Raw genomic sequence first — 21,063 nt, forward strand, 5'->3', positions numbered from 1 at the left:
ATGTTGTGCTAACAATAAAGTGGGAGATACATTTCCACTTTATTGTTAATTTGCAGGTGTCCCTTGATGAAACCTTAATTGCCATTGGTTTGCTGAATTTTTTAGCCAAATAGATGAGCGGTTAGTTAGCTTGGTTTTACCCCCATCTTGTTGTTCAAAACTGATATAAGTCATTAACACCGTATTATCACTCAATTGCGAGCAGTGGAAGTTTTCGGCGTAAATCGTTTTAGCTGTTTCATTAGCCAATGACGCTAAGGTATCGAGTTTATCGATTGAAAAGCCAGAACGACCAAATTCAAAAAAATCCTCATGTAATATCTCGCGAAGAAAATTGCTATTCTGTCGGTTAGTACTGTTATGTAATTTTTTTTCTAATTCAATCAGTTTATTTATCACTCGCGTTCCCCCAATTGTTGTGCCAGTTTCTCGGCGAGTTGCGTAATGATATCCGAGGTATTAGCATGGAAATGCATGGCAATTTCCATTTCTTGAGCAGCTGGGAAACCTTCTTCTTCTGTTAAAATTCGATGTTGAGGAAGTTTTGCTCGTAAAGGTAATAAACTAACACCTAACCCATCTGCGATAGCACTTTGAATACCTGCAAGGCTAGAACAAGTATAAGTTATGTGCCAAGGACGCTGTTCACTATCTAATAATTTGAACATATCATTACGGTAGAGACCGTTTTCAGGAAAAACCACCAAAGGTACTGAATCATTACTTAAACGTTTATATTGGTTGCTTGTTAGCCAACACAAAGGCTCCGGCCAATGGTAATCACTTTTAAATTCCCCTTTTTTCTGTTTCACAATAATTAAATCTAATTCGCCATGTTGGTAGCGCTGATGAAGTTGTCGGCTTAGGCCACTCGTGACTTCTAACCGCAGATTGGGGTTAGCTTGCATAAATGCGGCCAGTGTCGGCGTGACTTGGCCAGAAGCGAGGTCTTCAGGAAAACCGAGCCGAATAGTTTGAATGACGGCATTGCCAGTGATTTTCATAAAGAAGGTATCATTGAGCGCCAATATATTTTTTGCATAACTCAACAAAACTTCACCAGTTTCGGTTAAGGTTAGTATGCGGTGCCCTCGGACAAATAAAGGCTGACCGACTAAAGCTTCTAGCCGTTGAATTTGCTGGCTCAATGTTGATTGTGTTGAATTTAAATGCTGTGAAGCCACGGTGAAATTCCCTGTTTCAGCAACAGTGACAAAGGTTTTTAACAAAACAAGATTGAGCAATGGATTCATTTTATAAATACCAGTCATTTAGTTATTTAATTTTTAAATAGCATACTTTTTCAGTAGATTAAAGGGTCATAGGGGAGATTAATCATGAAAACATTCTTTTTACGTGCAAAATGGTTGGTTCACTTAGCTAGCATTCTTATGATTTCATTGATATTTATGGGGAAAGGTATGGCAAACCCACAAGCTAACTCTTTGGTATCATTGGCTGAGCAAGGTAACTTACAAGGTGTTAAGTCCTTAGTTGAGCAAGGTGTGGATATTGAACAGCGTGATTCACGCCAACGTACTGCGTTGATGGCGGCAACCCATGAAAACCATCTTGAAGTTGCCCGTTTTTTGATTGAGCAAGGTGCGGACGTTAATGCACGGGATAATATGCAAGATTCCCCTTATTTGTACGCAGGGGCGCGTGGTTTGCAAGAGATACTAATATTGACTCTACAACATGGCGCTGATTTAAAAAGTACCAATCGCTACGGGGGAACTGCTTTGATCCCTGCGGCAGAACGTGGACATGTTGCAACGGTTAAAACCTTGATTGATGCGGGTGTTGATGTCAATCATGTTAATCGATTGGGTTGGACGGCACTAATTGAAGCGATTATTTTGGGTGATGGTAGCGATAAGTATGCACAAATTGTCACTGAATTAATCAAAGGTGGCGCAGATGTTAACTTAGCTGATGGTTCGGGGATATCACCGCTGACGTTGGCAAAAAGTAAAGGTTACCGTAACTTGATTGAAATTCTTGAGAATTCAGGAGCGAAATAATGTCGGATACGCAATTTTTACAACAAGCTATCAACTTAGCAATGGAAAACGTGCGAGCTGGCGGGCGGCCTTTTGGCGCAATTGTTGTCTGTGATGGGCAAGTTGTTGCGAGTGGCGTTAATCAAATACTTGAGCTCAATGACCCAACCGCCCATGCGGAGCTAATGGCATTGCGTCAAGCAGGGCAAAAATTAAGCCGCGTGAAATTAGATGACTGTGTGGTTTATGCAAGTGGGCAGCCTTGCCCGATGTGCTTGGCCGCGATGCGAATGGCGGGTATCTCTCGGGTCGTCTACGCCTATTCAAATGATGACGCCGCACCTTTTGGGCTTTCTACAGATGCGATTGCAAAAGCGCTGAGGGTCGTTCCTGAGCAGCAATCAGGTTTACGGTTTGAGCAACTAAAACCCAATGATGAAACGCGCAGTACACTGTACCAACAGTGGTGGGAACGGCAATCTAAATGAGTAAAGCGGCACCATCTTCGCTGGCGTTAGTACTGACCATTGTTTTAGTCGGGGTGAACTTACGCCCCTTTATGACGGGCCCAGGGCCTGTTATCGACAATATCATTCAAACGACAGGGATGAGTTATCAAAGCATTTCGCTTTTAACATTGTTACCCATGTTATTGATGGGGGTTGGCGCATTGGTTGTACCAATGCTAAACCAACGAATAGGTGAACGTGCGGGTATCAGTAGCGCAATGCTATTACTGCTGGTCGGTTCACTCGCTCGTTACTTTGTGGTTGATGGTGCAGCTTTATTATTAACCGCTTTTTTATGTGGAGTGGGTGCGGCTTATATCCAGTCGGTATTTCCAGGGCTCATCAAAGCGAATTTCCCCCAAAAAATGGCGATGATGACAGGATTATATTCAGCCACGTTAATGGCAGGGGGAGCTATTGGCGCACAGATCACGCCTTTGGTTGAAGAAATGACAGGCCATTGGCAGAGTGCCTTAGCATGGCTTGCTTTCCCTGCTTTGTTGGCGCTGTTGGCTATTTGGGCGAATGTACACACGGAGCGGGGCTCAAAAGCAGAGCAGGTCTCAGTGTTGACATTCTTACGAAGACCGAGAGCATGGTTGTTGATGGCAGGTTTTGGGCTGATTAATGCGGGCTATGGCACCGTAGTGACTTGGCTAGCGCCTTTTTTCCAAGAACAGGGAATGAGTGCTGCACAAAGTGGCACTTTTGTTGCCATATTAACGGTGTTTCAGGCGTTATCTGCACTCATGATCCCCGTGTTTGCTTCGCATAATATTGATCGTCGTTTTTGGCTGATTGTCACGCTCAGTTGCCAAGCTCTTGGTTTTTCTGGGTTGATGCTGTTTACCAGCGATGTGCCACTTTTATGGGTCGCGTTATTAGGTATGGGGCTAGGCGGCTGCTTTGCATTAAGTATTATTACTGCTTTGGATCACTTACCCCATCCGGTTAGTGCAGGCGCATTGACTTCGTTGATGCAGGCTGGAGGATTTATTATTGCAGCCTTTGGGCCATTATGCGCCGCGTGGATACAGCAATTGAGCCAAAGTTTTACATGGGTATGGGCAATGCATGTGATTTTTGTATTAGTAACATTGATTCTTTATTTGCGTTTGAACCCTAAAAGCTACAGTCAAATCTTCAATTTAAAATAATTAATTTCCTCTTTATTTATTGCGAATGATAATTATTGTTATCTTGGTGTTTTTTTGTCACTATACTGTTTATTTATTCGTCTAGGTAAGAGCCCTATGCAGCAGCGTATCGAAGATAAATTCACACAAGCGCATTCAGCCCGTGAAGAGCACTCTGCTGGTGAGTTTATTCTGGCGGTTTTATATTGGGGGCGTTAATTGCCTTTATAGCGTTGCTAATGACATTCTCACATTACCGTTATGTGCAAAGATTAGAAGCAGAGCAAGTTTAATATAAATAGAGTCGGTGCTATTTTTTACGTTTCTTATTTTGTTTTTTTACTTCTTTATTCACTTTCTTTTCAATGGAATTGAAGTAGATATCTAAATAATGCCGGTTGCTTAAAAATGAAATTAAGCAACTGGCAACAATCACCACCCAAACAAGTTGCAACTTAATTGAGTTTTCAATACTGAAAAGTAGTAATAGTGGGATCATGACCATCATGCTTATGAAAATGGAGCACAATAACGCGCCAGCAATATAGAGTGAGTACTTTTTTAACCCGAATATATTGAGGGTGGTAAGCACGACAAAAGTTAACAGTAGCGTACCAAATGTCGCAAACATAATGATTAGCCCAGCCTCTTGCTCAATAAGCCAATCCGTGAAACCAAACCAAGAAAAAGGGATACTTATCATTGTAAGCGCTCCTGTTTACTAAATAGTAGGGGGATATCTTTAAAACGAAATAACCTGGCAAAAATAACATTGGGGAAAACATGAATATCTGTATTGTAGAGTGTGACGGTTTGGTTGAAAAACTCACGTCGGTCTGCAATTTGGTCTTCAATATGTTTTACTTGGGTTTGCAATTCCAGTAACACCCCTTTACTTATCAGCGTTGGATAGTTTTCAGCGATAGCAATCAGCGGTTTTATTTTTGCTGGAAGTTGATTTGCAGTATCGACTTTGGTTTCAATAGCGGTACTGGATAAATAGCGCTGACGGCTGGCAATCAACTCCTTAAATAGCTGTTTTTCATGTGCCATCGCTTTATCTGCAACTTGAGTTAATACAGGAACTAATTCAACTTGCTTCTTTAATAGCACATCTATATTCGCAAATGCTTTATGGCAATTGTTTTTTAAGAATACAATATTGTTATAAATATTAATTATATAGCGTATAAAAATATAGCTAATAACAGCGATAATAATGAAAAAAATCAGCTTTTCCATGTTAGTTATCACCGAATAATGATATCTGGTCGAAATGCATATTTAGCAGCCCGTTTTGATAATCCATTGGCGTAACTAAAATCATACCAATCAGAAAAAGTGCAATTATGGCGGTAATAGCTAAATTTCGACGTAATGGACCTGTTTTGTTCCAACGAACGACATAGTCTGAGGGGGAGACGCCTAATAGCATATGAGGTGCCTTACGTATAATAATCGATTCGCCTTTTTCATTGGCATCTGCTGTACCAATTAATAAATAACCGCGGTTTGCTTCAAGTAAATATTCTTTGTAACGGCGATTACCGCTTTCAATATCCATATGCGGTTCTAAGCCAGGGTAAACAAAATAATCTGGGTCGCACTCTACTTTTACCGAACCAGTATCATCCGTAAGAGTGAAGCTATGCATGTTGTATTTACTATTTTGTAAGGTATAGCTTTTTTTACCGTCTTTATCTTTTGATATGGAATATTCAAAATAAAATGAGCCGTAACAGGTTTTATTACCTAGTTGGCTTTTAATGGCTGTGCCCGCCGTGATTTTTCCTTCAATTTCCACAAGCCCCATTGCCATTGAGCGGATTTTGGAGGTGGCTAAATTTTTCTGAAATTTTAAAAAGCGCTTGGTTGGCGTATTTTCAATTGCTTTAAATACAAAAGCTAAGACAAATGCGATAAAAAATACACGCATGTCGATAAAGAACCCTGCAAATAGGCAAGTGGCGATCAGCATACCTATAAGGGTTTTAAGAAACGCACTAAACTTTGATGAGCCTTCATTTTGTAAACGTTGATAACGTTGATAGCCAACTTTACTAGCCTTGACAACATTACGGGTAATAAAAAAGGTGATGATGAGAACAACGACGTAATAAATGATACTGCCATAGTCGCCGATAGAAGGAGAGAGCGAGTACCACATACCACAAGCAACACTGATAAAAGGAATGATCCCCCAGTTTACTTTTTTATTTATCGAGAACTTGTTATCAATAAATAAAATTAAAGCACCAATAGCTGCTCCGAGTAAAAAATACATATTCACGCATTAATACCTTTAGGCTGACATTATTTAAACTGGACGCCCTGATATTTTTTTTCATCTTCAGAAATATCAAGTAATGGCAGTGCTGAAAAAAGAAAGGCATTGGCAATTAGGCTGTCAGGGAACATTTGTATTGCAGTATTATACTCTGTTGTTGCATCGTTAAAGCCTTCACGTCGTTGGGCTAATTTATTTTCAACATCACTTAAGGCGATTTGTAATTGGGTAAATTGCTCACCAGAAATGAGAGTAGGGTAATTTTCTGCAATGGCAATAAGGTTACCCAGTGCACGGTTCATTTCATTCGATGCTGCGATTTTATCGTTCATGTTTTTGGCATTAAAGTAGTTCTGACGCGCATCACTTAGTGAAGTAAAAAGGCTTTCCTCATGTTCCATAGCCTTTTCTGTAATGGTAACGAGTTGTGGGATCTGATCGGCTCTTTGCTTTAAAATAACATCAATATTGGCAAATTGATTGCTGACTTGATTACGGGTGTTGATCAGGCGGTTATAGATAGAGATCCCCCAACCTATAGCCAATAAGAGTAAAACAAATACAACGATAAGTGTGATGGTCATATTGATGCCTTTTAACCCGTGATAAGTAATTTGGGTTAAAAGTATAAGAGCCTTACTACTTATGCAATCAGAAAAGAATGAAAGTAAGGTGAGAATAAAGAAAATCTGATCTTTTTGAGTGACAAGATCAGATTTTACTTTTGAATAGTGCTTAAAGATTTGTATTTACAAGAGAAAGGTTCTTATAGCTATTTTGTTCAAGAAAATAATCTAGGTCACACTGCAATACATTAGCAAATATACAGAGCCGATGAATCGTAAAATTCTGTGTACCGCGTTCATAACGGGAGATTTGCTGTTGGCTTAATCCCGACTTTTTCCCTAAAGTGTGTGCTGTCCATCCCATCTGTAAACGGCGTTTACGAACTTGTAGTCCTATATAGGCATTTGAAATTTCAGTTTGATATATTCTCATAATATTATCCTGATTAATATCACACTACTTAAGTGTAAATAAGGTTTAGTTATGTGTTCTTATATTGATACGTTGTTTTTTCGAAAGTAATTGAATCTGATAGTCTAATTGCTATGTTTTCATTTCGATAATTACCCTGAGTATAAAAAGATTTCTCTCCATTAAACAGAAATAACCCAATAATAAATACGCCTAATCCAATAATAAATACAATAAAGCTGAATAGATAAGATAGTTGCTTGTTAATATAAAATAGGGATTGTTCCTCTAATGCAAAAGCGGAATCTGAGAATGATAAAAATAATATGACGATCCCCCAGTGTAATACAGAAAGCAAAAAAGGGTATTCAACATGATTATGTATAATAATAGGGATTATTGATAGAATGATTGCCAATGGATAACCATTTCCATTAATTTTATATTTTATAAAAGATTGAAATACGACATAGATACCTCCGGTTAATAATAAAGATAAAAATATCAAATTAATGAGTCCTCCAGTCATCAGCCAGAGTAGTATTTCATTGTGTGGGTGAGGAACAATATACATTTTAGGACTAAAAAAAGGAATTGCTGTTCTTTCATAACTATTTTCAAATAAAAATGATTGCTCCCATGCATCATACGGTTTTTCTAAGAATAAAGTAATAGAAAAACGTAGCATTTGTTTTAAATGGAATTGATTCATAACATCAGTTCCAATGTACTGTGGGCATAGTTTTATTAAATAAACTCCAATAAAGATTGCTACAGCAATAATAAAATAACTAGCACTAACACGTAGAGGGTTTTTCTTGTAAAAAAGACAAATGAAAATAAATGCACAAACAGTAAAGCTTAGCCAAGCAATAACAGATTGCAGAACGACTAAAGTTAATGTGAAAAATAAAACGCATGTTCCTAGTAATACAATCCTGATTTTTTCATGGCGTTTAGATAACAACGAAAATTGTGATAATACAAGAGTCATAAGAGATAATAAGCATGCAGTCGCCATGTTAACCGATAATATATTAACTTGCTGTGATAAGCCATTTGAACGCATTCCTGATGCAAGATAAAAAATATCAGCTTCAAATATATATTGATATGCAGTGATAAAGACTTGAGCTACATTAATAATGATATAACAGTAAATACAAAATGATTGTATTAACCATTTTTTTTTCACTTGTAACCCTGCAATATATAGTAATACGCCAACGGTAATACCAGAAAAATACCAAAAATCAACATTATTATTTTCTCCCTGATGAGATATTAACCCCATCATTAAAATAGCTAAAGAAAAACAGTAGCAAATAGCAGGTAATGTAATGATTATTTTAATTTTCCGATAGAAAACTGTAAATGCTATAATGGATATCGTCAAGGAAATAGATAACCAGCTAATAATGTTTTGTGGTAATGATTGTCTCAAGCTTCCTAGACTGTCAATATAAATAAGACTAGCAAGGTGCCAAACAATAAAGATACCAATAAATAGTGAGCGGGATATTATGATCATAGTACGCTTACCGCTATATTAAATAAATGTTGCTATTAACCAAGCATTGCCTTTGTAGTCTCCAGGTTCGGCGTCATAGCCTGAAACTTTACTTTCAATCGTAATGTTTTTTACTTTATCTATTGTTGTTTCGAGCGTTTTTCCACTTTGATTATTTTGTTCATCATAAAGTATAAGCTCAGAATAAATAGTATTATTTCCTGATTTTAAGGGAAGTCGTTTTTGTGGATCACTATCCGTGGCATAATCTAATGCTAATTTTACTTTAACTGGCTGTACTCTATCGCATGTATAAGTAACAGTACGCGTTTCTTTACTATTAAATTCATAAGCATCCAATGTTTTGTGATCAATGTTTAAATTATCAATATTAGAATGGCAATTTGACGGATAATTGATAACCGATGTAGTGAGATCTAATTTAACGGTGGCTTTATCAATAGGTACATAAATATCTGGTGTCCCATAGTCTTGGAATAATCGTGTGTAACCTGCAATCATTGCATTTGGAATAACAATTTTTCCATCAACAGGGATATCTTTGACATAAACTCTAACGGTAAAAGGAAAATGAACAGTAAAAAATGATGTTGCTAATGGCCCCATTTCTTCATTAGAGCATCCTCTCCCTGAAATATTCCGCCAGCCACTGGTTATTCCATTCTCAGAATAAAGTGTAAAAAATGTATTATTGTTTATTTTAAATGCGGTCAGCCCTCCAATAGTAAAGCCTGCTTCTGGCATATAGGCAAAAACACGGTGGTAGGCATAAGCCGGAACAAGGCCTGCTGAATAATTACCTTGTAAGAAATTCACAGTACAATATACAGACCCATAAGGCTGAGATGTGTTTTCATTAATAACAATACCGGAGCTATTTGCTGGGGCTATTAAAAAATATTTATTGTTATCACTTCCAATTGCTGGTGTATCAGAAACAACAGAATTGTTAGATACTAAACTCATTTTATAGCCACCACCACTTCCTGAATAGCGAGTCGCACTATAGGAATTTAAGTTAACTAATAGCAGCAACAAAAATAATGGTGAATACTTTTTTATATTTTTCATAAAGACTTCCCAATATTACAGATAATCAACCATCACTGATAAAGCGGCACTAAATGGCCCAGCAGTGAGATTTTCAATAGCTTGATTAGTGACTAATTGTGATTGGATAACAACTTTCCCTGTATCACCACTTACGGATGGAGCAATCCTTTCCCATTTATTAAGGTTGAGCGCATTACTTTTATTTTCTTCTGAGAAACGAATACCCAATCCATTAATAGAGGTTGCAAGTACGGTTTCATTGTTTATTGTCAAAGTGCTTCCTTCTCTTGGAGATAGGTAAACTTGTAAATTTTTTCGAAGTTCACATTGTTTAATGAGAATACCAAAGGACTGTTTTTCTTCAGTTAGTCTGTCTAGCGCTACCTCACGGAAATTAATGACTAATTCTTTTTCACCATTTTCTGCTGTAAGTACACATGGTGGTCGAACCAATTTTGCAGAAAGAGAAATTAGTACATCCGCTTGAGTACCTAAGGAAACTAATAAACTAATTAAAGGGAATGAAAAACAAATAAATTTCATTTCAATTCTCCTTATTGATAATCAAGATTAAAAGTAACAGTTGAGGAGAACCCCCCTGTTTTTAAAAGAGAACTAAAGGGCTTCTGAGCATAAACACCGAATAAAAGTGTATTAACGGACCCTTTACCTGATTCAGTTACTGTACTGACATCAATTGTTGTATTCAGTTCTAGTTCTTTACCACGACTATCAGTCAGTGCTAATAACACATTAGATTCACCAGTGGTTTTTAAATAATTAATACCATTATGTGTTTCAATATTTTGGGTATTTAACGTTATTTTGATCGTTTTATTCAAAGCCATCGCTGAACAGTCCATGATATCCAATTTAAATGGTTGCATATCTGAACGTCCTAATGTTTCGATTGAAGAAAAACGTAGCCCAGAAAGATATATTTTTTTCTGTGTATCATCATCACTTAGCCGGCAACCAAGCGGTACTAACACTCCTTCAAAGTAAACTGTTAGTGTATTGGCAAAGCTGGTATTCCATGTTAGGAATAAAAAACTAAATAATAATATTGAGCATCTAATCATAATTTATCTCCACACGTTGCATCTTATTACTAGCAGGAATAGAGAATAAAATGGTGTTATTGCGTAGTGGTTGAGTTAGCACATATTGGTTACTGCCTAATTTCAGTCTTAACGGTACCCAAGCTTGCTTTTGTATTGGTTTGCTACAATGAGAAAAATGCATTTCCACACTATAGGTTGCTGCAATTAAAGTACTTTCATTTAATTTTAATGAGATATTAGGTAGACAAGGAGCAGTAACAATACGCGCATTAACATATATCGTGCCTGTTGTCACAGGCACCGCAGACTCAGCAAAAATAGGTATAGTAAAAGCCCATAGTGCTAGGTAATTCAATTTCATTGTTCTGCTCCTATCTATTTTTTACTCATTATTCCGTCACACTGCACTTTGAAGCTTGGCATTTGAAAGCAAGTGAGGGCTTTCCACCATAATCATTGATATATGTCAGGTAAGGTGTTGAAAATTTGGATGATTTAATCAGTTGATTAGATTTTGGCGGTATCATGACTGCGTCAAAATCACTTTCTTCAGATTGTTTTTGGCTGTTCCCTATACCAATTACAGTTAAATAAAATGGTGTTGGGTTATCTAACGTATAACCCGATGATGTTGCTGTTAATGTTATGTATTTCGTCCAATCGGTTTTGCTTTGTGCAACAATGCTTTCAGGGCGATAAAATAGTTTTACACGGCTCTGTAATGCAATTTGCAACACACCCGCTTCTGATGACTTAGGCGGGATTTCACGCAGGTTGTAATAAAACAGGGATTCCCTGTCTTGCGGTAACTTTGCAATGTCGGGTGCGGTGCTTAGGCGAACTAGGCTAGTGGATTTGGGTTCCATGCGCTGAATCGGCGGAGTGGCAATAATAGGGCCTGTTTCCAGTTTTTGTTCTAACGCATTTTCTAACCACGACTGGGCCAAATAAGGCAATTCCGGGTTATCATTACGGATCGTAATATTAATAGACGACTGGTTTCCATCGAAAATTATACGAGTACGATCAAGTGTAACCGCGGCATTCGCAGCTGAAATTACACTTATAGTCAGCGTGAATACGCTAGTAAGTAACAAAAAAGGGGAATTCAATTTCATCTTAGTTCTCTTATTAACGACAAATAATAGTTGGGTAAATTTCTTGAGGATTAATCACGTCAGGCACATCGGCACTACACTGGTGTTTATTTCCCCAGTAGAGATTGAGTAAATCTTTAGGCTGGATACCAATAATCCACGTAATACCTTGTTCGCCAACAATTCCGAGTTCAATATTGTTGCTATTACGTACGCTGGCGCCAAAAGGCGGATAAGTGCCATCAGCTAGTTTTAAGCGAGCAAACGTTTTTTCACCTTGAATTACGTTGAGGCGACGATATCCGATTGCCCCACGAGTCAGAGTCGTATCAGTGACGGTCTCTAATGCTTCAACATCTTTTGGTAATTTACTGGTATTAATTGATGCGCTGGTTTTCCGATAACTACTCACGTTTGGCAATACAGCGAGTCCAAAGTGATTAGTTTGATAAACGCCACCACTCAGAGGAACGTTAGCTGCACCAGGTGTTTCTATAACGAGTCGAGTACCACCATAAGCGGCTTGGTGCATGGCAATACCTTCTTTAATTAAGGTAATTCCACCATTAATTGATCCCCCAACGCTGTGATACTCGTTCGGGACATAACTCGCATTTCCTGAAATTGAGGCATAAGGAAGATTTTGGTTTAAATAACCACTAAAGCTGGTTTGGTCATTCTGATGACTTCCTGTTTGATAACCGACATTTAAGTTATAATTGCGCTGCTCACTATATCCGCTATAACCGATATTATGTGTTGAACTGCGTTGGCCATTTTGGTTTCGGGTATAACCTTCAGAAAAGCTGACGCTGCTTCCTTGACTTAAAGGAATAGTGAAATACAAGCTGATCGCATCATCTTGATATCCCGCTCTTTTTGAACGAGAAGCAGAAGCTGTCAGGTTAATATTTTTGAGCCCAATAGCCGCCCAATTTAAAAGAGTACTTAGGTATAAGCTGTATTGTTCTTCTGTTTCACTATTCCAATACGTATTGTATTGATAGTTTCCACCCAATGAGAAATCATCAAAATATTTATTAATATTAATTTGATAGCTTTCTTTTTGAGCTTGGCTTTCATTACCTGTACGTCGTTCATCCAACGTTTGTTGCAAAGAGCGATAGGTTTCATCAGAGAAACGATACCCTGCGAATGTAATGTCAGTTCTGGCTTCATCAAATGATTTTGAATAACTAAGTCGATAACTTCGGCCAGTTAACGTTTTATCAAGTAATTGAGCATGTGACTGAGTCGCATCGAACGAAAGGCTACCGAATGAAAACAGGTCACGACCAAAGCCTGCTGAAAATGCCTGATAATTTTTTGATAAAACGGAGCCCCCATAGATAGACCAAAGGTTATTTAACCCGTAAGAGAGTTCTCCCGAAGCAGTTAAATCACCTTCGAGCTGGCGGCCATTAAAACGTGGTTTACCCGCTGCAAATTTATAGCGGATTTGCCCTGGTCTCGTTAAGTAGGGTAATGCTGCTGTGGTAATGCTAAATTGTTGTTCTTCACCATTTTCTTCTCGCACAGTCACATCTAATGTTCCACGAATAGAGCTATCTAGTGTCTGGATACGAAAGGGACCAGCAGGTACGGTTGTTTCTAAAACTATACGGTTATGGCTTTTGACAATAACAGTGGCATTAGTTTGAGCAATACCAATAATCTCTGGTGCATAACCTGTTAATTTAGGGGGCATCATATTTTCATCGGTTTCAAGAGATACCCCGGTGTACTGCCAAGAATCAAAAATAGCAGAGTAAAAGTAGTTCTCACCTAACGTTAAAATAGACGCAATGGATTTTATTGAGCGGTATGCAAATAATCGGCTAAATGTGGCATCACTATATTGGTTTTCGAAGCTTCCTGTCGATTTTCGATAGTTTGCTTGGTAATCACCGCGTAAACGCCATGCACCAAAATTAAGCCCTGTTGTTCCGTTAGCAGAAAGGTACGATTCTCGTGAACCTGAATTTTGATGCGTTAAAGAACCTGTTAGGTTGTAATCTAATAAAAATCCATTTACACCTTCCTCCCAACGTGAAGGAGGAACCCAACTTGGATCTGTATATTCTAAATAGCTTTGTGGGATTAAAATGGATAGCGTTAATGTCGATAAATCTACACTTAATGAAGCACCTTCAAGCGGAGATAAATCAAGGCATTTACCCTCATCACGATATTTAATTAATTTAATTGCGTCCGGAGTAAGCCCTAAACGATCAAGAATATTAACGGGAACACAAACGGTATCGAATAAATTATTGTTTTGGGATTGTGGCGCTATCACAGTGATATCTTGCGCACTACCCATGCCCTCATTATTGACTTTGAGATTTAAATGATAAATACCAGGCATAATAAATCCAGCCTGAGAAAATTGGCTAAAGTCAATATTTTGAGTGTCTTCTGTATCTAACATATCGGTATTGAATTCGACAGCATAGGCTAACGAAGAGATTGAAGATAAAAAAGAAGTCACAATGATGTAAGAGTAAATATTAAATTTAACCATGATTTTTTCATCAAATTAATTATGAGTTTATTTACTAGTCGTAAGTAACGTTGAATTTAATTGTGGTAAAGTAATCACCAGGTGTAATTTCGTTATTACTTGTGCCTAATTCTGTTTCATATTTTAAAAAGCTCTCTTTACTTTTGTTATCAAAATAAACGTAATTATTAGAAATAGAGTAGAGCTTATTTGGTATTAATAAATTATTGTTAATGTCGTATATATATAGAACAACTCCAGGCTTAGGGCCTGATAGTTTTATTGCATTAGTATACGTATCTTGCAGCGCAAAAAAACGAATTTTAATACCTTTATGATTACTACTGTCATATTCACTAATACAGTTATTTAATTTTATATAGAAAGGTCTTCGCATTAATTTTTCATCATCTATATTATTTATACTGTAATTAGAAATGTAATTATAGTTTATATATTGATACTGACTATCAGTTTCAATTGAACAAGGTGCCGCAACGATATAACCTTGCATTACTGTTTCGCCTCGGAGGCCATCTTGAATATGTCCAAGGTTAGAGCTAGTCGCATTAGAGTTAATAGGGTTAAATAATAAGGCAATCCATAGATAAGTATTTTTTTTCATAATGAGCCTTTTATGGGGAGAGAATTCTCTCCCCTAAAAAAATTACTCGTATGTGATTTTAAAGTCAGCGATAGAACTAAATTCACCTTCAGTAACTGGTGTTGCACCATCAACACGTTTAGCTAATGCAGTAAATTCTAAAACGTTTTCACCTTGGCGGTTACGAATTTGGCTTAGGATAGATTTAGCTTCATCAAATTTAAAATCTTTGATTTGAATACCGATATTCGAAGCGGTACCAGTAGTACCTAAGAATTCTTTATCAGTACCGACATAGTTTTTACCACCAAAGGTAATTTTAATATCTTTAACAGCAACCCACTTACCTTCAGTGTCTTTGCTAAACTCATCAAAATTACATTCTTTTAATTTGATAGCGATATCTTTTTCTGCTGCATTACCCGCTTCTAAAGATGCACGAGAAAGTTGACCAAATGGAACTTCTTGTTTTGTACTTTCTGATTCAATATTACATGGAGCATTAACAACTTGGCCGCTGAAATGTAATTCACCGCTATTACCACTAGCAAAGATAGAAGTTGAAATAGCAGAAGACGCGAATAAAACAGCAATAGAAAGTTTATTTAATTTCATATCTTACATCCTTAAAAATAAGTAAATATTTGATCCCTAGTGAGCCTTTATATAAGTACTGCCATAGGAATAAAGTTCAGTATCCATAAATGGATTTTCAAATGTCCTAATCACAGAACGCTTAACGTAATCGTTTTTAGCGTGGGTCATTTCGACGGAAGGAATCTTATCCCTATCAGGTGTAAAATGGAATAAAACTCTTTGATTTTAATTAAATTTGAATTATTTAACTTATATTTAGTTTTTTTTAATATGTATCAATGTTTTTATGCTAATTTAATTGTCTGTGAAATGTTTAATGTTTGTGCTTTTAAGGTGTTTTAAGGTTGGGGGGGGGTTAGAAATAAAAAAAATGCATCAAAATATCAATATTTGATGCATTTCTTATGATTTTTTTTGGTACTACAGAGTGCAAATAAAAAGTGGAGAGAAATTTTCTTCAAAAATATAACTTGTGTCGGTTAATTTTTTTATTTTTAAAAAATAAAGTTGGTTAATTTCAGGAACACCTCGAATATTGATTTTGTCTTGAGCCTGATCAGCTGGGTCTATAAATATATTTTCAACGCGTAAAAAAAAATGGTCACCTAAGTATTCATGTTTCATCAGAAATTTTCGTGAAATAGTATAGTTTTTACCATTATCACTAATGCTTCCATTCATGATGAATGTGTGTTGGTCAGGTTTATTTTCGTTAGGGATAACACTTAGCAGGTAAAATCCTTTTAAGGTAGAACGATGGTCAGAGATATTTATTTTTAAGGTTGTTTGGCAATCAGGAATAATAGGAGTGTTAATTATGTGATGAACATATAAGCTAATGAAAACCAAAATTATAGATATAATGGACAAAAAAAACATTCTTGTTGATATTTTATTTGACATAAAAATTCTCACAGCTCACAGTTGCACTTTCTTTCGGTACTGTTGGGCAATAGGACAAAAATAGGAAGTTGTCATATAAATTTTTATCATTTGCTACGATACCAACATTATAATAAAAAACAGTTGCTGGCTTTTTACAATCTAGGTTTAATTTCGTGAGTTCATTTTGAATTGTCGCAAAGCTGATGGTTGTTGTATCGGGTTTATGGTAACTATTAATGTAGCGGATACTGCATTGATCGATACGACCAACTTCAGGGTATTCTGTTCGGCTTGCAAAGAAATAACTTTTAAAAAGGTATAATAAGCAAAAAATAATGAGCCCAATAAGTGAAATTTCAACATATCGGTTATTCAACATGTAGCTTTTTTTATTTTCGACTGCCTGGGGGAAAGTCCCTTCGGGTACTTTTGATGAAGAGTCTAGTTCTTCCTCACTAGTGAATAAAGCTTTGTGATTATTATCACTAATTTCCTGTTGCTCATTTTCAATTTTCAGATCAGCAGAAAATTTAATCCCAACTTTAGGTACAGTCGTGATAATTTCATCATCAGAAAAAGATGATAAATGGCGTCTGAGTACAGAGACACTACTATTAAGGTTATTATCGGAGACAACTTGGTTATGTTCCTCCCAAACCCGACGTAATATGGTTTCTCGGTCAACAATATCATGATTATTTTGTACTAAGACTAATAACAAACGGTTTAAGGTGGTTGTTAGTTTTAATGCATTATTAACATCGTCGATATATAACAGCCCCTGATGACTGTCATAATTAATATGATTATTAATCAAATAGTTCATTTTTAGATTGATTTTATTTATAGGAAAAATATTTATATTATTTGAGTTTATACCTGTTATTTATGTTATGTCAATTAAGCATATTTGGTGTAATTTTGAAAGTTATTGAAAATCATATAGTTAAGTTTTTATTTACGCATGTTATGTTTAAGGCGGGAGGTTGAAGAGGTATTTATTTTTTTTAGAAAAACACTATTTTTTTAACATTATACAAAATAACTAATAGTTATTATGCGTAAAAAATTTTAGGCTGAAACATTTTATGAGGAGTAAGTCTGTTGCTAGCTATTATTTTGGCTAAACGATGATATATAAAAAATAGCCTCAAATATAAGAGGCTATTTCATATAAATACTTTACCAATTAAGCCGTTGGCTCAAGGATTTGGTGCATAACAGGATGGAATTTACGTTTAAAGTAAACGAGACCATGCCCAGTATCGTTCACAATGATTTGTTTCATTTCAACCATGTAGACAGAGTGCGTACCGATATCTTGAACTTGAGTGATTTCACCTTCAAGGTTGGCAAGCGCGTTTTTTAACATTGGTTGCTGTAAAATACCGCTTTCCCATACACTCCAGCCAAAACGTTCTTCCATCGTTGAACCTTTCATACCAGCGAAATGGCATGCGAGTTCTTCTTGTTCATGGCTTAGCACGTTGACACACAGGCGGCCATTCTTTTGAAATACCGCATTCATAGCGCTATTGCGGTTAACACAGACCATCAAAGTGGGTGGCGTATCTGTAACTGAACAGACTGCAGTGGCTGTAATTCCACAGCGACCCTCAGTCCCATCCGTGGTGACGATATTGACTGCTGCACCAAGACTTGCCATCGCATCTCTGAAACGCAGGCGATGTTCATTTTCTAAAGACATTTTGACCTCCTGCTGCCGACTATTTCAGCAGCGAATCTAACTGATTAATATCATTGTTGTTATGCAGGTGTGGACGTTTCCATCCGTGTTGATCGTAGTCTGATAAACAGCGATCAACCATATCTGTCATGGCTTTCATATTGCCAGAACCGTATGCATGACGCAGACATTGCAGACGAATTTCATCTTGGCTTCCTGCGTAGTTAATTTCATACAGTTCATGGCGGCCACCAAATTCACTACCGATTGCATCCCACATGAGTTTAAGGATCTTAATACGTTCAACGTGATCCATACCATTAGAGCCGCGAACATATTTAGCTAAATACTTATCAATTTCTGGATTATTCATATCACGAACGCTTGATGGTAGGTAAATCAGGCCACTTGTCACGTTACTTTCAATGATATTCTTGATTTTGGTGTAAGCCATTGGTGCCATAACACGGTAAGTTTGGATAGCTTGAGTATCGGGTAGATAAGCGCCGCCTTCCCATGCTTGTGCTTCAGAGGTCATTGCGTCGGTTAATGACCAAAACAGATTACGCCACGCAACCACTTCACCGAGATCAGCCTGTACACCACGGAAATCAATAACACCTGTACATTCTAAACTTTTTTGTAACAATCCGGTAATGAAGTCTAATTTAACCGCTAAGCGGACACAAGCTTGTAATGGGAATAAACGTGCGAACCCACCTTGTACTGCCCAATTACGTGCACGGTCAAAGTCACGGTAGATCAGGACGTTTTCCCATGGAATTAACACATGGTCCATCACCAAGATGGCATCATTTTCATCGAAACGGCTTGATAATGGGTAATCAAATGGTGCGCCAGTTGCGCCAGCCACTAATTCATAAGATGCACGTGAGATTAATTTCACACCATCTGCGTCCATTGGTGCAACAAACATCAATGCGAAATCAGGGTTATCGCCCATGACTTGCGCGGAACCAAAACCAATAAAGTTATAGTGTGTTAACGCGGAGTTGGTCGCAACAACTTTAGCACCACTGACGATAATCCCTGCATCTGTTTCTTTTTCGAGTTTGATATAAACATCTTTAACTTCATCAGCTGGCTTGTGACGGTCGATTGGTGGGTTAACAATGGCATGGTTAAAGTACAGGCCACTTTCTTGAATACGTTTATACCAGTGACGTGCGTTGTCTGCAAACTGACCATAATATTCAGGGTTAGCGCCTAAACAGCTGGCGAATGCCGCCTTATAGTCTGGAGTGCGTCCCATCCATCCGTAGCTCTGACGTGACCAATCTGCGATAGCGTCACGCTGTTGGCGTAGTTCATCGGCACTTTTAGCGAAACGGAAGAATTTGTGAGTGTATCCGCCGTTTCCTGTGTCGGTGTTCCAGCAAAGTTGGTCATGAGTCGTTTTATCATGAAGCGCATCATATAATTGTCCTATAGAAGCGGCTGAATTACGAAAAGCAGGGTGAGTGGTGACGTCTTTTACGCGCTCGCCATAAATATAGATTTCGCGGCCATCTTGTAAGCTTTTTAAATATTCTTGGCCATTAAAAGGGCGTTTAGCATCGGAACGAAAATCTTCTGGTTTCATGTCTACCTCGTTATCTCACAATGAGGGCTTGCATTGATAGGGTACAAAGGTTGCAAGCGAAATATGTTAATTTTATGTTTGTTTTGTGTTTCTTAATTGAATCGCTTTACGAGGGAGTTTTAAAGAGACTTTCTAAAGGTTTGCTGGTACTTTTCGTTGGGAGCTGCATTTTGTGAAAGAAATGTGATCATCTCGATGTTTTGATATTAATATAAATCTTAGTTAAATATATAATGCATTGATTATTATCTGATAATAAAATAATTATCATATTAATATTGTAGTTTTTATTTAGCGTTCTTGTTCTTTTTTTAATCTATGCATTCACTTTTTGTTAAGCATTATTAGCATCTTGATAAAATTAAAACAAAATTTATAAGATATCAAAAATGTTTTTAAAATGTAAAATTATTTAAAGGGTAGTTTGTAGAGATAGGTTAGAAGTAGGTATGATATACCGTTCAGGAGGCGTTGATGATTTTTACCTAAAAATAAGGATAAAATCACTAAGCCTCTCCTTAATGAATGTTTTGTTCTCGCCATAGGCTAGGAGAGCACCCGACTAACCGGTTAAAAAATCGAGCAAAATAGGCAGGGTCTTTGAAACCGAGCTGGTAGGCAATTTCTGAAACGGGGCTATCGGAAAACAGTAACATCCGCTTAGCTTCACGTAATATTCGGTCAAAAATCAACCTTTTTGGTGGCCGGTTAGCAAACCGCCGGCACATATCTTTAAGGCGTGACTCTGTGACATCAAGTTTTTTGGCGTATTCAGGTACCGCAAGGTGTTCATGATAATGTAAGTCAATGAGCTGATTAAAACGCTGGAATAGGCGGTGTTCGCCTCTAACTCCCGTTGTAGGGTGCTCATCAAGAGGAATAGAGCGCAGTAGAAAGGTAAACAGCGCTTGAGATAAAGAGGCGAGGGCTTGGTCTTTGCCGATAGAGTTATTTGCCGATTCGCGAGCCATCAAGGCCCAGTAATGGTTAAAGGTATCGATATCATCAGGCTTATCGGCAACAGATAAGCAAATAGCGGGGATATCGACCAAATCTGGATTCGCTGGGTACAATGAGCCAAGAAGCGGTGTGATCAGGTCTTGCCGTACGGTGAGTACGTGGCCATCAGTGTCTTCTTGAGTGAAAAATGCATGTGCAACCGAAGGGGGCGTAAGAATAAAAAGCGGCGCTTGAACAGAATAGCGTGACTCATCGAGCTGCAAAGTAATATGGCCCGTAACTAAATAGTGCAACTGGAAGAAACCATCATGGCGATGAGCTTGCATATCACGACCAAAGAAAGCGGCCATGTTGCCAAAGGTTTGGTAGTGGACGTCGTCGGTGCCTTGGGTTTCGTCGTAGTCTGTGCTGATGTCAATATTCGTAATTAAAGTTGAGTTACCCTTCATTCTTCGGCTCGCAGCGTTGTTGGCCTCACAAGCCAACCCTAGTCACATACTTCAGTATGCTCCTAGGGATTAACTTGCTTGCCGCCTAGCTGCAAACCAAATTATTTTGGGTAACAC

24 protein-coding genes are annotated in these 21,063 nt (G+C 37.5%); 3 read left to right on the forward strand and 21 right to left on the reverse strand.

All coding sequences use genetic code 11. The annotated features are described in order from the left end of the window. Positions 1-45 precede the first annotated feature (45 nt). Both PSE83_RS09960 and PSE83_RS09965 read right to left on the reverse strand, forming a co-directional pair. Complete coding sequence (locus tag PSE83_RS09960; RefSeq protein ID WP_110592381.1) at positions 46-399, reverse strand: nuclear transport factor 2 family protein; 354 nt, start codon at positions 397-399, stop codon at positions 46-48. Beyond that, the gene (locus tag PSE83_RS09965; RefSeq protein WP_272660834.1) at positions 396-1,253 is read right to left on the reverse strand and encodes a LysR substrate-binding domain-containing protein; all 858 of its coding nucleotides are present in this window, start codon (positions 1,251-1,253) and stop codon (positions 396-398) included. Before PSE83_RS09965 ends, PSE83_RS09960 begins: the two co-directional genes overlap by 4 nt. Positions 1,254-1,337: 84 nt before the next feature. Between PSE83_RS09965 and PSE83_RS09970 the strand changes: the two genes are divergently transcribed. Genes PSE83_RS09970 through PSE83_RS09980 form a run of 3 tightly spaced genes read left to right on the forward strand, consistent with a single transcriptional unit; the run spans position 1,338 to position 3,669 of the window. Next, positions 1,338-2,024 carry an ankyrin repeat domain-containing protein gene (locus PSE83_RS09970; RefSeq protein ID WP_004905375.1) on the forward strand — a complete coding sequence of 229 codons (687 nt, stop codon included), beginning with the start codon at positions 1,338-1,340 and terminating at the stop codon, positions 2,022-2,024. Beyond that, a complete protein-coding gene (locus tag PSE83_RS09975) occupies positions 2,024-2,491 on the forward strand; it encodes a nucleoside deaminase (RefSeq protein WP_096864803.1) in 468 nt (155 codons plus the stop codon). The genes PSE83_RS09970 and PSE83_RS09975 overlap by 1 nt, the downstream gene beginning before the upstream one ends. Beyond that, positions 2,488-3,669, forward strand: coding sequence for a cyanate transporter (locus PSE83_RS09980; RefSeq protein ID WP_164564623.1), 1,182 nt, complete (start codon positions 2,488-2,490; stop codon positions 3,667-3,669). The genes PSE83_RS09975 and PSE83_RS09980 overlap by 4 nt, the downstream gene beginning before the upstream one ends. Before the next feature lie 289 nt (positions 3,670-3,958). Here PSE83_RS09980 and PSE83_RS09985 read toward each other — a convergent pair whose 3' ends face one another. The 19 genes from PSE83_RS09985 to hpaA all read right to left on the reverse strand — a co-directional run bounded on the left by PSE83_RS09985 (position 3,959) and on the right by hpaA (position 20,946). Then, positions 3,959-4,351, reverse strand: a complete 393-nt coding sequence (locus PSE83_RS09985; RefSeq protein ID WP_004905366.1) for a hypothetical protein — start codon at positions 4,349-4,351, stop codon at positions 3,959-3,961. Next, complete coding sequence (locus PSE83_RS09990; protein WP_164564627.1) at positions 4,348-4,890, reverse strand: LemA family protein; 543 nt, start codon at positions 4,888-4,890, stop codon at positions 4,348-4,350. Before PSE83_RS09990 ends, PSE83_RS09985 begins: the two co-directional genes overlap by 4 nt. Before the next feature lies 1 nt (position 4,891). Beyond that, positions 4,892-5,932 carry a hypothetical protein gene (locus tag PSE83_RS09995; RefSeq protein ID WP_004905361.1) on the reverse strand — a complete coding sequence of 347 codons (1,041 nt, stop codon included), beginning with the start codon at positions 5,930-5,932 and terminating at the stop codon, positions 4,892-4,894. Between the two features lie 29 nt (positions 5,933-5,961). Next, positions 5,962-6,519, reverse strand: a complete 558-nt coding sequence (locus PSE83_RS10000; protein ID WP_272660835.1) for a LemA family protein — start codon at positions 6,517-6,519, stop codon at positions 5,962-5,964. 151 nt (positions 6,520-6,670) lie between these two features. After that, the gene (locus tag PSE83_RS10005; protein WP_004905357.1) at positions 6,671-6,934 is read right to left on the reverse strand and encodes a helix-turn-helix domain-containing protein; all 264 of its coding nucleotides are present in this window, start codon (positions 6,932-6,934) and stop codon (positions 6,671-6,673) included. A 49-nt stretch (positions 6,935-6,983) separates the two neighbouring features. Continuing rightward, complete coding sequence (locus tag PSE83_RS10010) at positions 6,984-8,444, reverse strand: O-antigen ligase family protein (RefSeq protein ID WP_232062764.1); 1,461 nt, start codon at positions 8,442-8,444, stop codon at positions 6,984-6,986. An 18-nt stretch (positions 8,445-8,462) separates the two neighbouring features. Continuing rightward, a complete protein-coding gene (locus PSE83_RS10015) occupies positions 8,463-9,515 on the reverse strand; it encodes an adhesin (RefSeq protein ID WP_094962169.1) in 1,053 nt (350 codons plus the stop codon). Between the two features lie 15 nt (positions 9,516-9,530). Further along, on the reverse strand, positions 9,531-10,040 hold the full coding sequence (locus PSE83_RS10020; RefSeq protein WP_004905345.1) for a fimbrial protein: 510 nt from the start codon (positions 10,038-10,040) through the stop codon (positions 9,531-9,533). An 11-nt stretch (positions 10,041-10,051) separates the two neighbouring features. Continuing rightward, positions 10,052-10,579: a fimbrial protein gene (locus PSE83_RS10025; protein WP_164564628.1), complete on the reverse strand. Its 528-nt coding sequence runs from the start codon at positions 10,577-10,579 to the stop codon at positions 10,052-10,054. Then, positions 10,572-10,922, reverse strand: coding sequence for a hypothetical protein (locus PSE83_RS10030; RefSeq protein WP_004905343.1), 351 nt, complete (start codon positions 10,920-10,922; stop codon positions 10,572-10,574). The genes PSE83_RS10025 and PSE83_RS10030 overlap by 8 nt, the downstream gene beginning before the upstream one ends. Positions 10,923-10,950: 28 nt before the next feature. Then, positions 10,951-11,679 carry a fimbria/pilus periplasmic chaperone gene (locus PSE83_RS10035; RefSeq protein ID WP_004905342.1) on the reverse strand — a complete coding sequence of 243 codons (729 nt, stop codon included), beginning with the start codon at positions 11,677-11,679 and terminating at the stop codon, positions 10,951-10,953. A 13-nt stretch (positions 11,680-11,692) separates the two neighbouring features. After that, positions 11,693-14,182 (reverse strand): fimbria/pilus outer membrane usher protein, encoded by a 2,490-nt coding sequence (locus tag PSE83_RS10040; RefSeq protein WP_164564630.1) that lies wholly within the window; start codon positions 14,180-14,182, stop codon positions 11,693-11,695. A 34-nt stretch (positions 14,183-14,216) separates the two neighbouring features. Further along, on the reverse strand, positions 14,217-14,786 hold the full coding sequence (locus tag PSE83_RS10045; protein ID WP_004905333.1) for a fimbrial protein: 570 nt from the start codon (positions 14,784-14,786) through the stop codon (positions 14,217-14,219). Positions 14,787-14,828: 42 nt separating this feature from the next. Continuing rightward, positions 14,829-15,380: a fimbrial protein gene (locus tag PSE83_RS10050; RefSeq protein WP_004905332.1), complete on the reverse strand. Its 552-nt coding sequence runs from the start codon at positions 15,378-15,380 to the stop codon at positions 14,829-14,831. Between the two features lie 402 nt (positions 15,381-15,782). Then, entirely contained in the window at positions 15,783-16,265 is a 483-nt protein-coding gene (locus PSE83_RS10055) for a FidL-like protein (RefSeq protein WP_004905330.1), read from the reverse strand. Further along, positions 16,255-17,073, reverse strand: coding sequence for a winged helix-turn-helix domain-containing protein (locus tag PSE83_RS10060; protein ID WP_004905329.1), 819 nt, complete (start codon positions 17,071-17,073; stop codon positions 16,255-16,257). The genes PSE83_RS10055 and PSE83_RS10060 overlap by 11 nt, the downstream gene beginning before the upstream one ends. A 363-nt stretch (positions 17,074-17,436) precedes the next feature. Continuing rightward, positions 17,437-17,955: a 4-hydroxyphenylacetate 3-monooxygenase, reductase component gene (gene hpaC / locus PSE83_RS10065; RefSeq protein ID WP_004905327.1), complete on the reverse strand. Its 519-nt coding sequence runs from the start codon at positions 17,953-17,955 to the stop codon at positions 17,437-17,439. Positions 17,956-17,974: 19 nt separating this feature from the next. Continuing rightward, the gene (gene hpaB / locus PSE83_RS10070; protein ID WP_004905326.1) at positions 17,975-19,537 is read right to left on the reverse strand and encodes a 4-hydroxyphenylacetate 3-monooxygenase, oxygenase component; all 1,563 of its coding nucleotides are present in this window, start codon (positions 19,535-19,537) and stop codon (positions 17,975-17,977) included. Positions 19,538-20,055: 518 nt separating this feature from the next. Further along, positions 20,056-20,946 carry a 4-hydroxyphenylacetate catabolism regulatory protein HpaA gene (gene hpaA, locus PSE83_RS10075; protein WP_164564632.1) on the reverse strand — a complete coding sequence of 297 codons (891 nt, stop codon included), beginning with the start codon at positions 20,944-20,946 and terminating at the stop codon, positions 20,056-20,058. Positions 20,947-21,063: the final 117 nt, after the last annotated feature.

This window comes from Providencia sp. PROV150 (genome assembly GCF_028481025.1).
GTDB classification, from domain to species: domain Bacteria; phylum Pseudomonadota; class Gammaproteobacteria; order Enterobacterales; family Enterobacteriaceae; genus Providencia; species Providencia hangzhouensis.

Bases quoted from the DNA above. Each gene is read 5' to 3' on its own strand.
- PSE83_RS09965 (WP_272660834.1), bottom strand. From the start codon at position 1,253: ATGAATCCATTGCTCAATCTTGTTTTGTTAAAAACCTTTGTCACTGTT.
- PSE83_RS09970 (WP_004905375.1), top strand. From the start codon at position 1,338: ATGAAAACATTCTTTTTACGTGCAAAATGGTTGGTTCACTTAGCTAGC.
- PSE83_RS09975 (WP_096864803.1), top strand. From the start codon at position 2,024: ATGTCGGATACGCAATTTTTACAACAAGCTATCAACTTAGCAATGGAA.
- PSE83_RS09980 (WP_164564623.1), top strand. From the start codon at position 2,488: ATGAGTAAAGCGGCACCATCTTCGCTGGCGTTAGTACTGACCATTGTT.
- PSE83_RS09985 (WP_004905366.1), bottom strand. From the start codon at position 4,351: ATGATAAGTATCCCTTTTTCTTGGTTTGGTTTCACGGATTGGCTTATT.
- PSE83_RS09990 (WP_164564627.1), bottom strand. From the start codon at position 4,890: ATGGAAAAGCTGATTTTTTTCATTATTATCGCTGTTATTAGCTATATT.
- PSE83_RS09995 (WP_004905361.1), bottom strand. From the start codon at position 5,932: ATGTATTTTTTACTCGGAGCAGCTATTGGTGCTTTAATTTTATTTATT.
- PSE83_RS10000 (WP_272660835.1), bottom strand. From the start codon at position 6,519: ATGACCATCACACTTATCGTTGTATTTGTTTTACTCTTATTGGCTATA.
- PSE83_RS10005 (WP_004905357.1), bottom strand. From the start codon at position 6,934: ATGAGAATATATCAAACTGAAATTTCAAATGCCTATATAGGACTACAA.
- PSE83_RS10010 (WP_232062764.1), bottom strand. From the start codon at position 8,444: ATGATCATAATATCCCGCTCACTATTTATTGGTATCTTTATTGTTTGG.
- PSE83_RS10015 (WP_094962169.1), bottom strand. From the start codon at position 9,515: ATGAAAAATATAAAAAAGTATTCACCATTATTTTTGTTGCTGCTATTA.
- PSE83_RS10020 (WP_004905345.1), bottom strand. From the start codon at position 10,040: ATGAAATTTATTTGTTTTTCATTCCCTTTAATTAGTTTATTAGTTTCC.
- PSE83_RS10025 (WP_164564628.1), bottom strand. From the start codon at position 10,579: ATGATTAGATGCTCAATATTATTATTTAGTTTTTTATTCCTAACATGG.
- PSE83_RS10030 (WP_004905343.1), bottom strand. From the start codon at position 10,922: ATGAAATTGAATTACCTAGCACTATGGGCTTTTACTATACCTATTTTT.
- PSE83_RS10035 (WP_004905342.1), bottom strand. From the start codon at position 11,679: ATGAAATTGAATTCCCCTTTTTTGTTACTTACTAGCGTATTCACGCTG.
- PSE83_RS10040 (WP_164564630.1), bottom strand. From the start codon at position 14,182: ATGGTTAAATTTAATATTTACTCTTACATCATTGTGACTTCTTTTTTA.
- PSE83_RS10045 (WP_004905333.1), bottom strand. From the start codon at position 14,786: ATGAAAAAAAATACTTATCTATGGATTGCCTTATTATTTAACCCTATT.
- PSE83_RS10050 (WP_004905332.1), bottom strand. From the start codon at position 15,380: ATGAAATTAAATAAACTTTCTATTGCTGTTTTATTCGCGTCTTCTGCT.
- PSE83_RS10055 (WP_004905330.1), bottom strand. From the start codon at position 16,265: ATGTCAAATAAAATATCAACAAGAATGTTTTTTTTGTCCATTATATCT.
- PSE83_RS10060 (WP_004905329.1), bottom strand. From the start codon at position 17,073: ATGAACTATTTGATTAATAATCATATTAATTATGACAGTCATCAGGGG.
- hpaC (WP_004905327.1), bottom strand. From the start codon at position 17,955: ATGTCTTTAGAAAATGAACATCGCCTGCGTTTCAGAGATGCGATGGCA.
- hpaB (WP_004905326.1), bottom strand. From the start codon at position 19,537: ATGAAACCAGAAGATTTTCGTTCCGATGCTAAACGCCCTTTTAATGGC.
- hpaA (WP_164564632.1), bottom strand. From the start codon at position 20,946: ATGAAGGGTAACTCAACTTTAATTACGAATATTGACATCAGCACAGAC.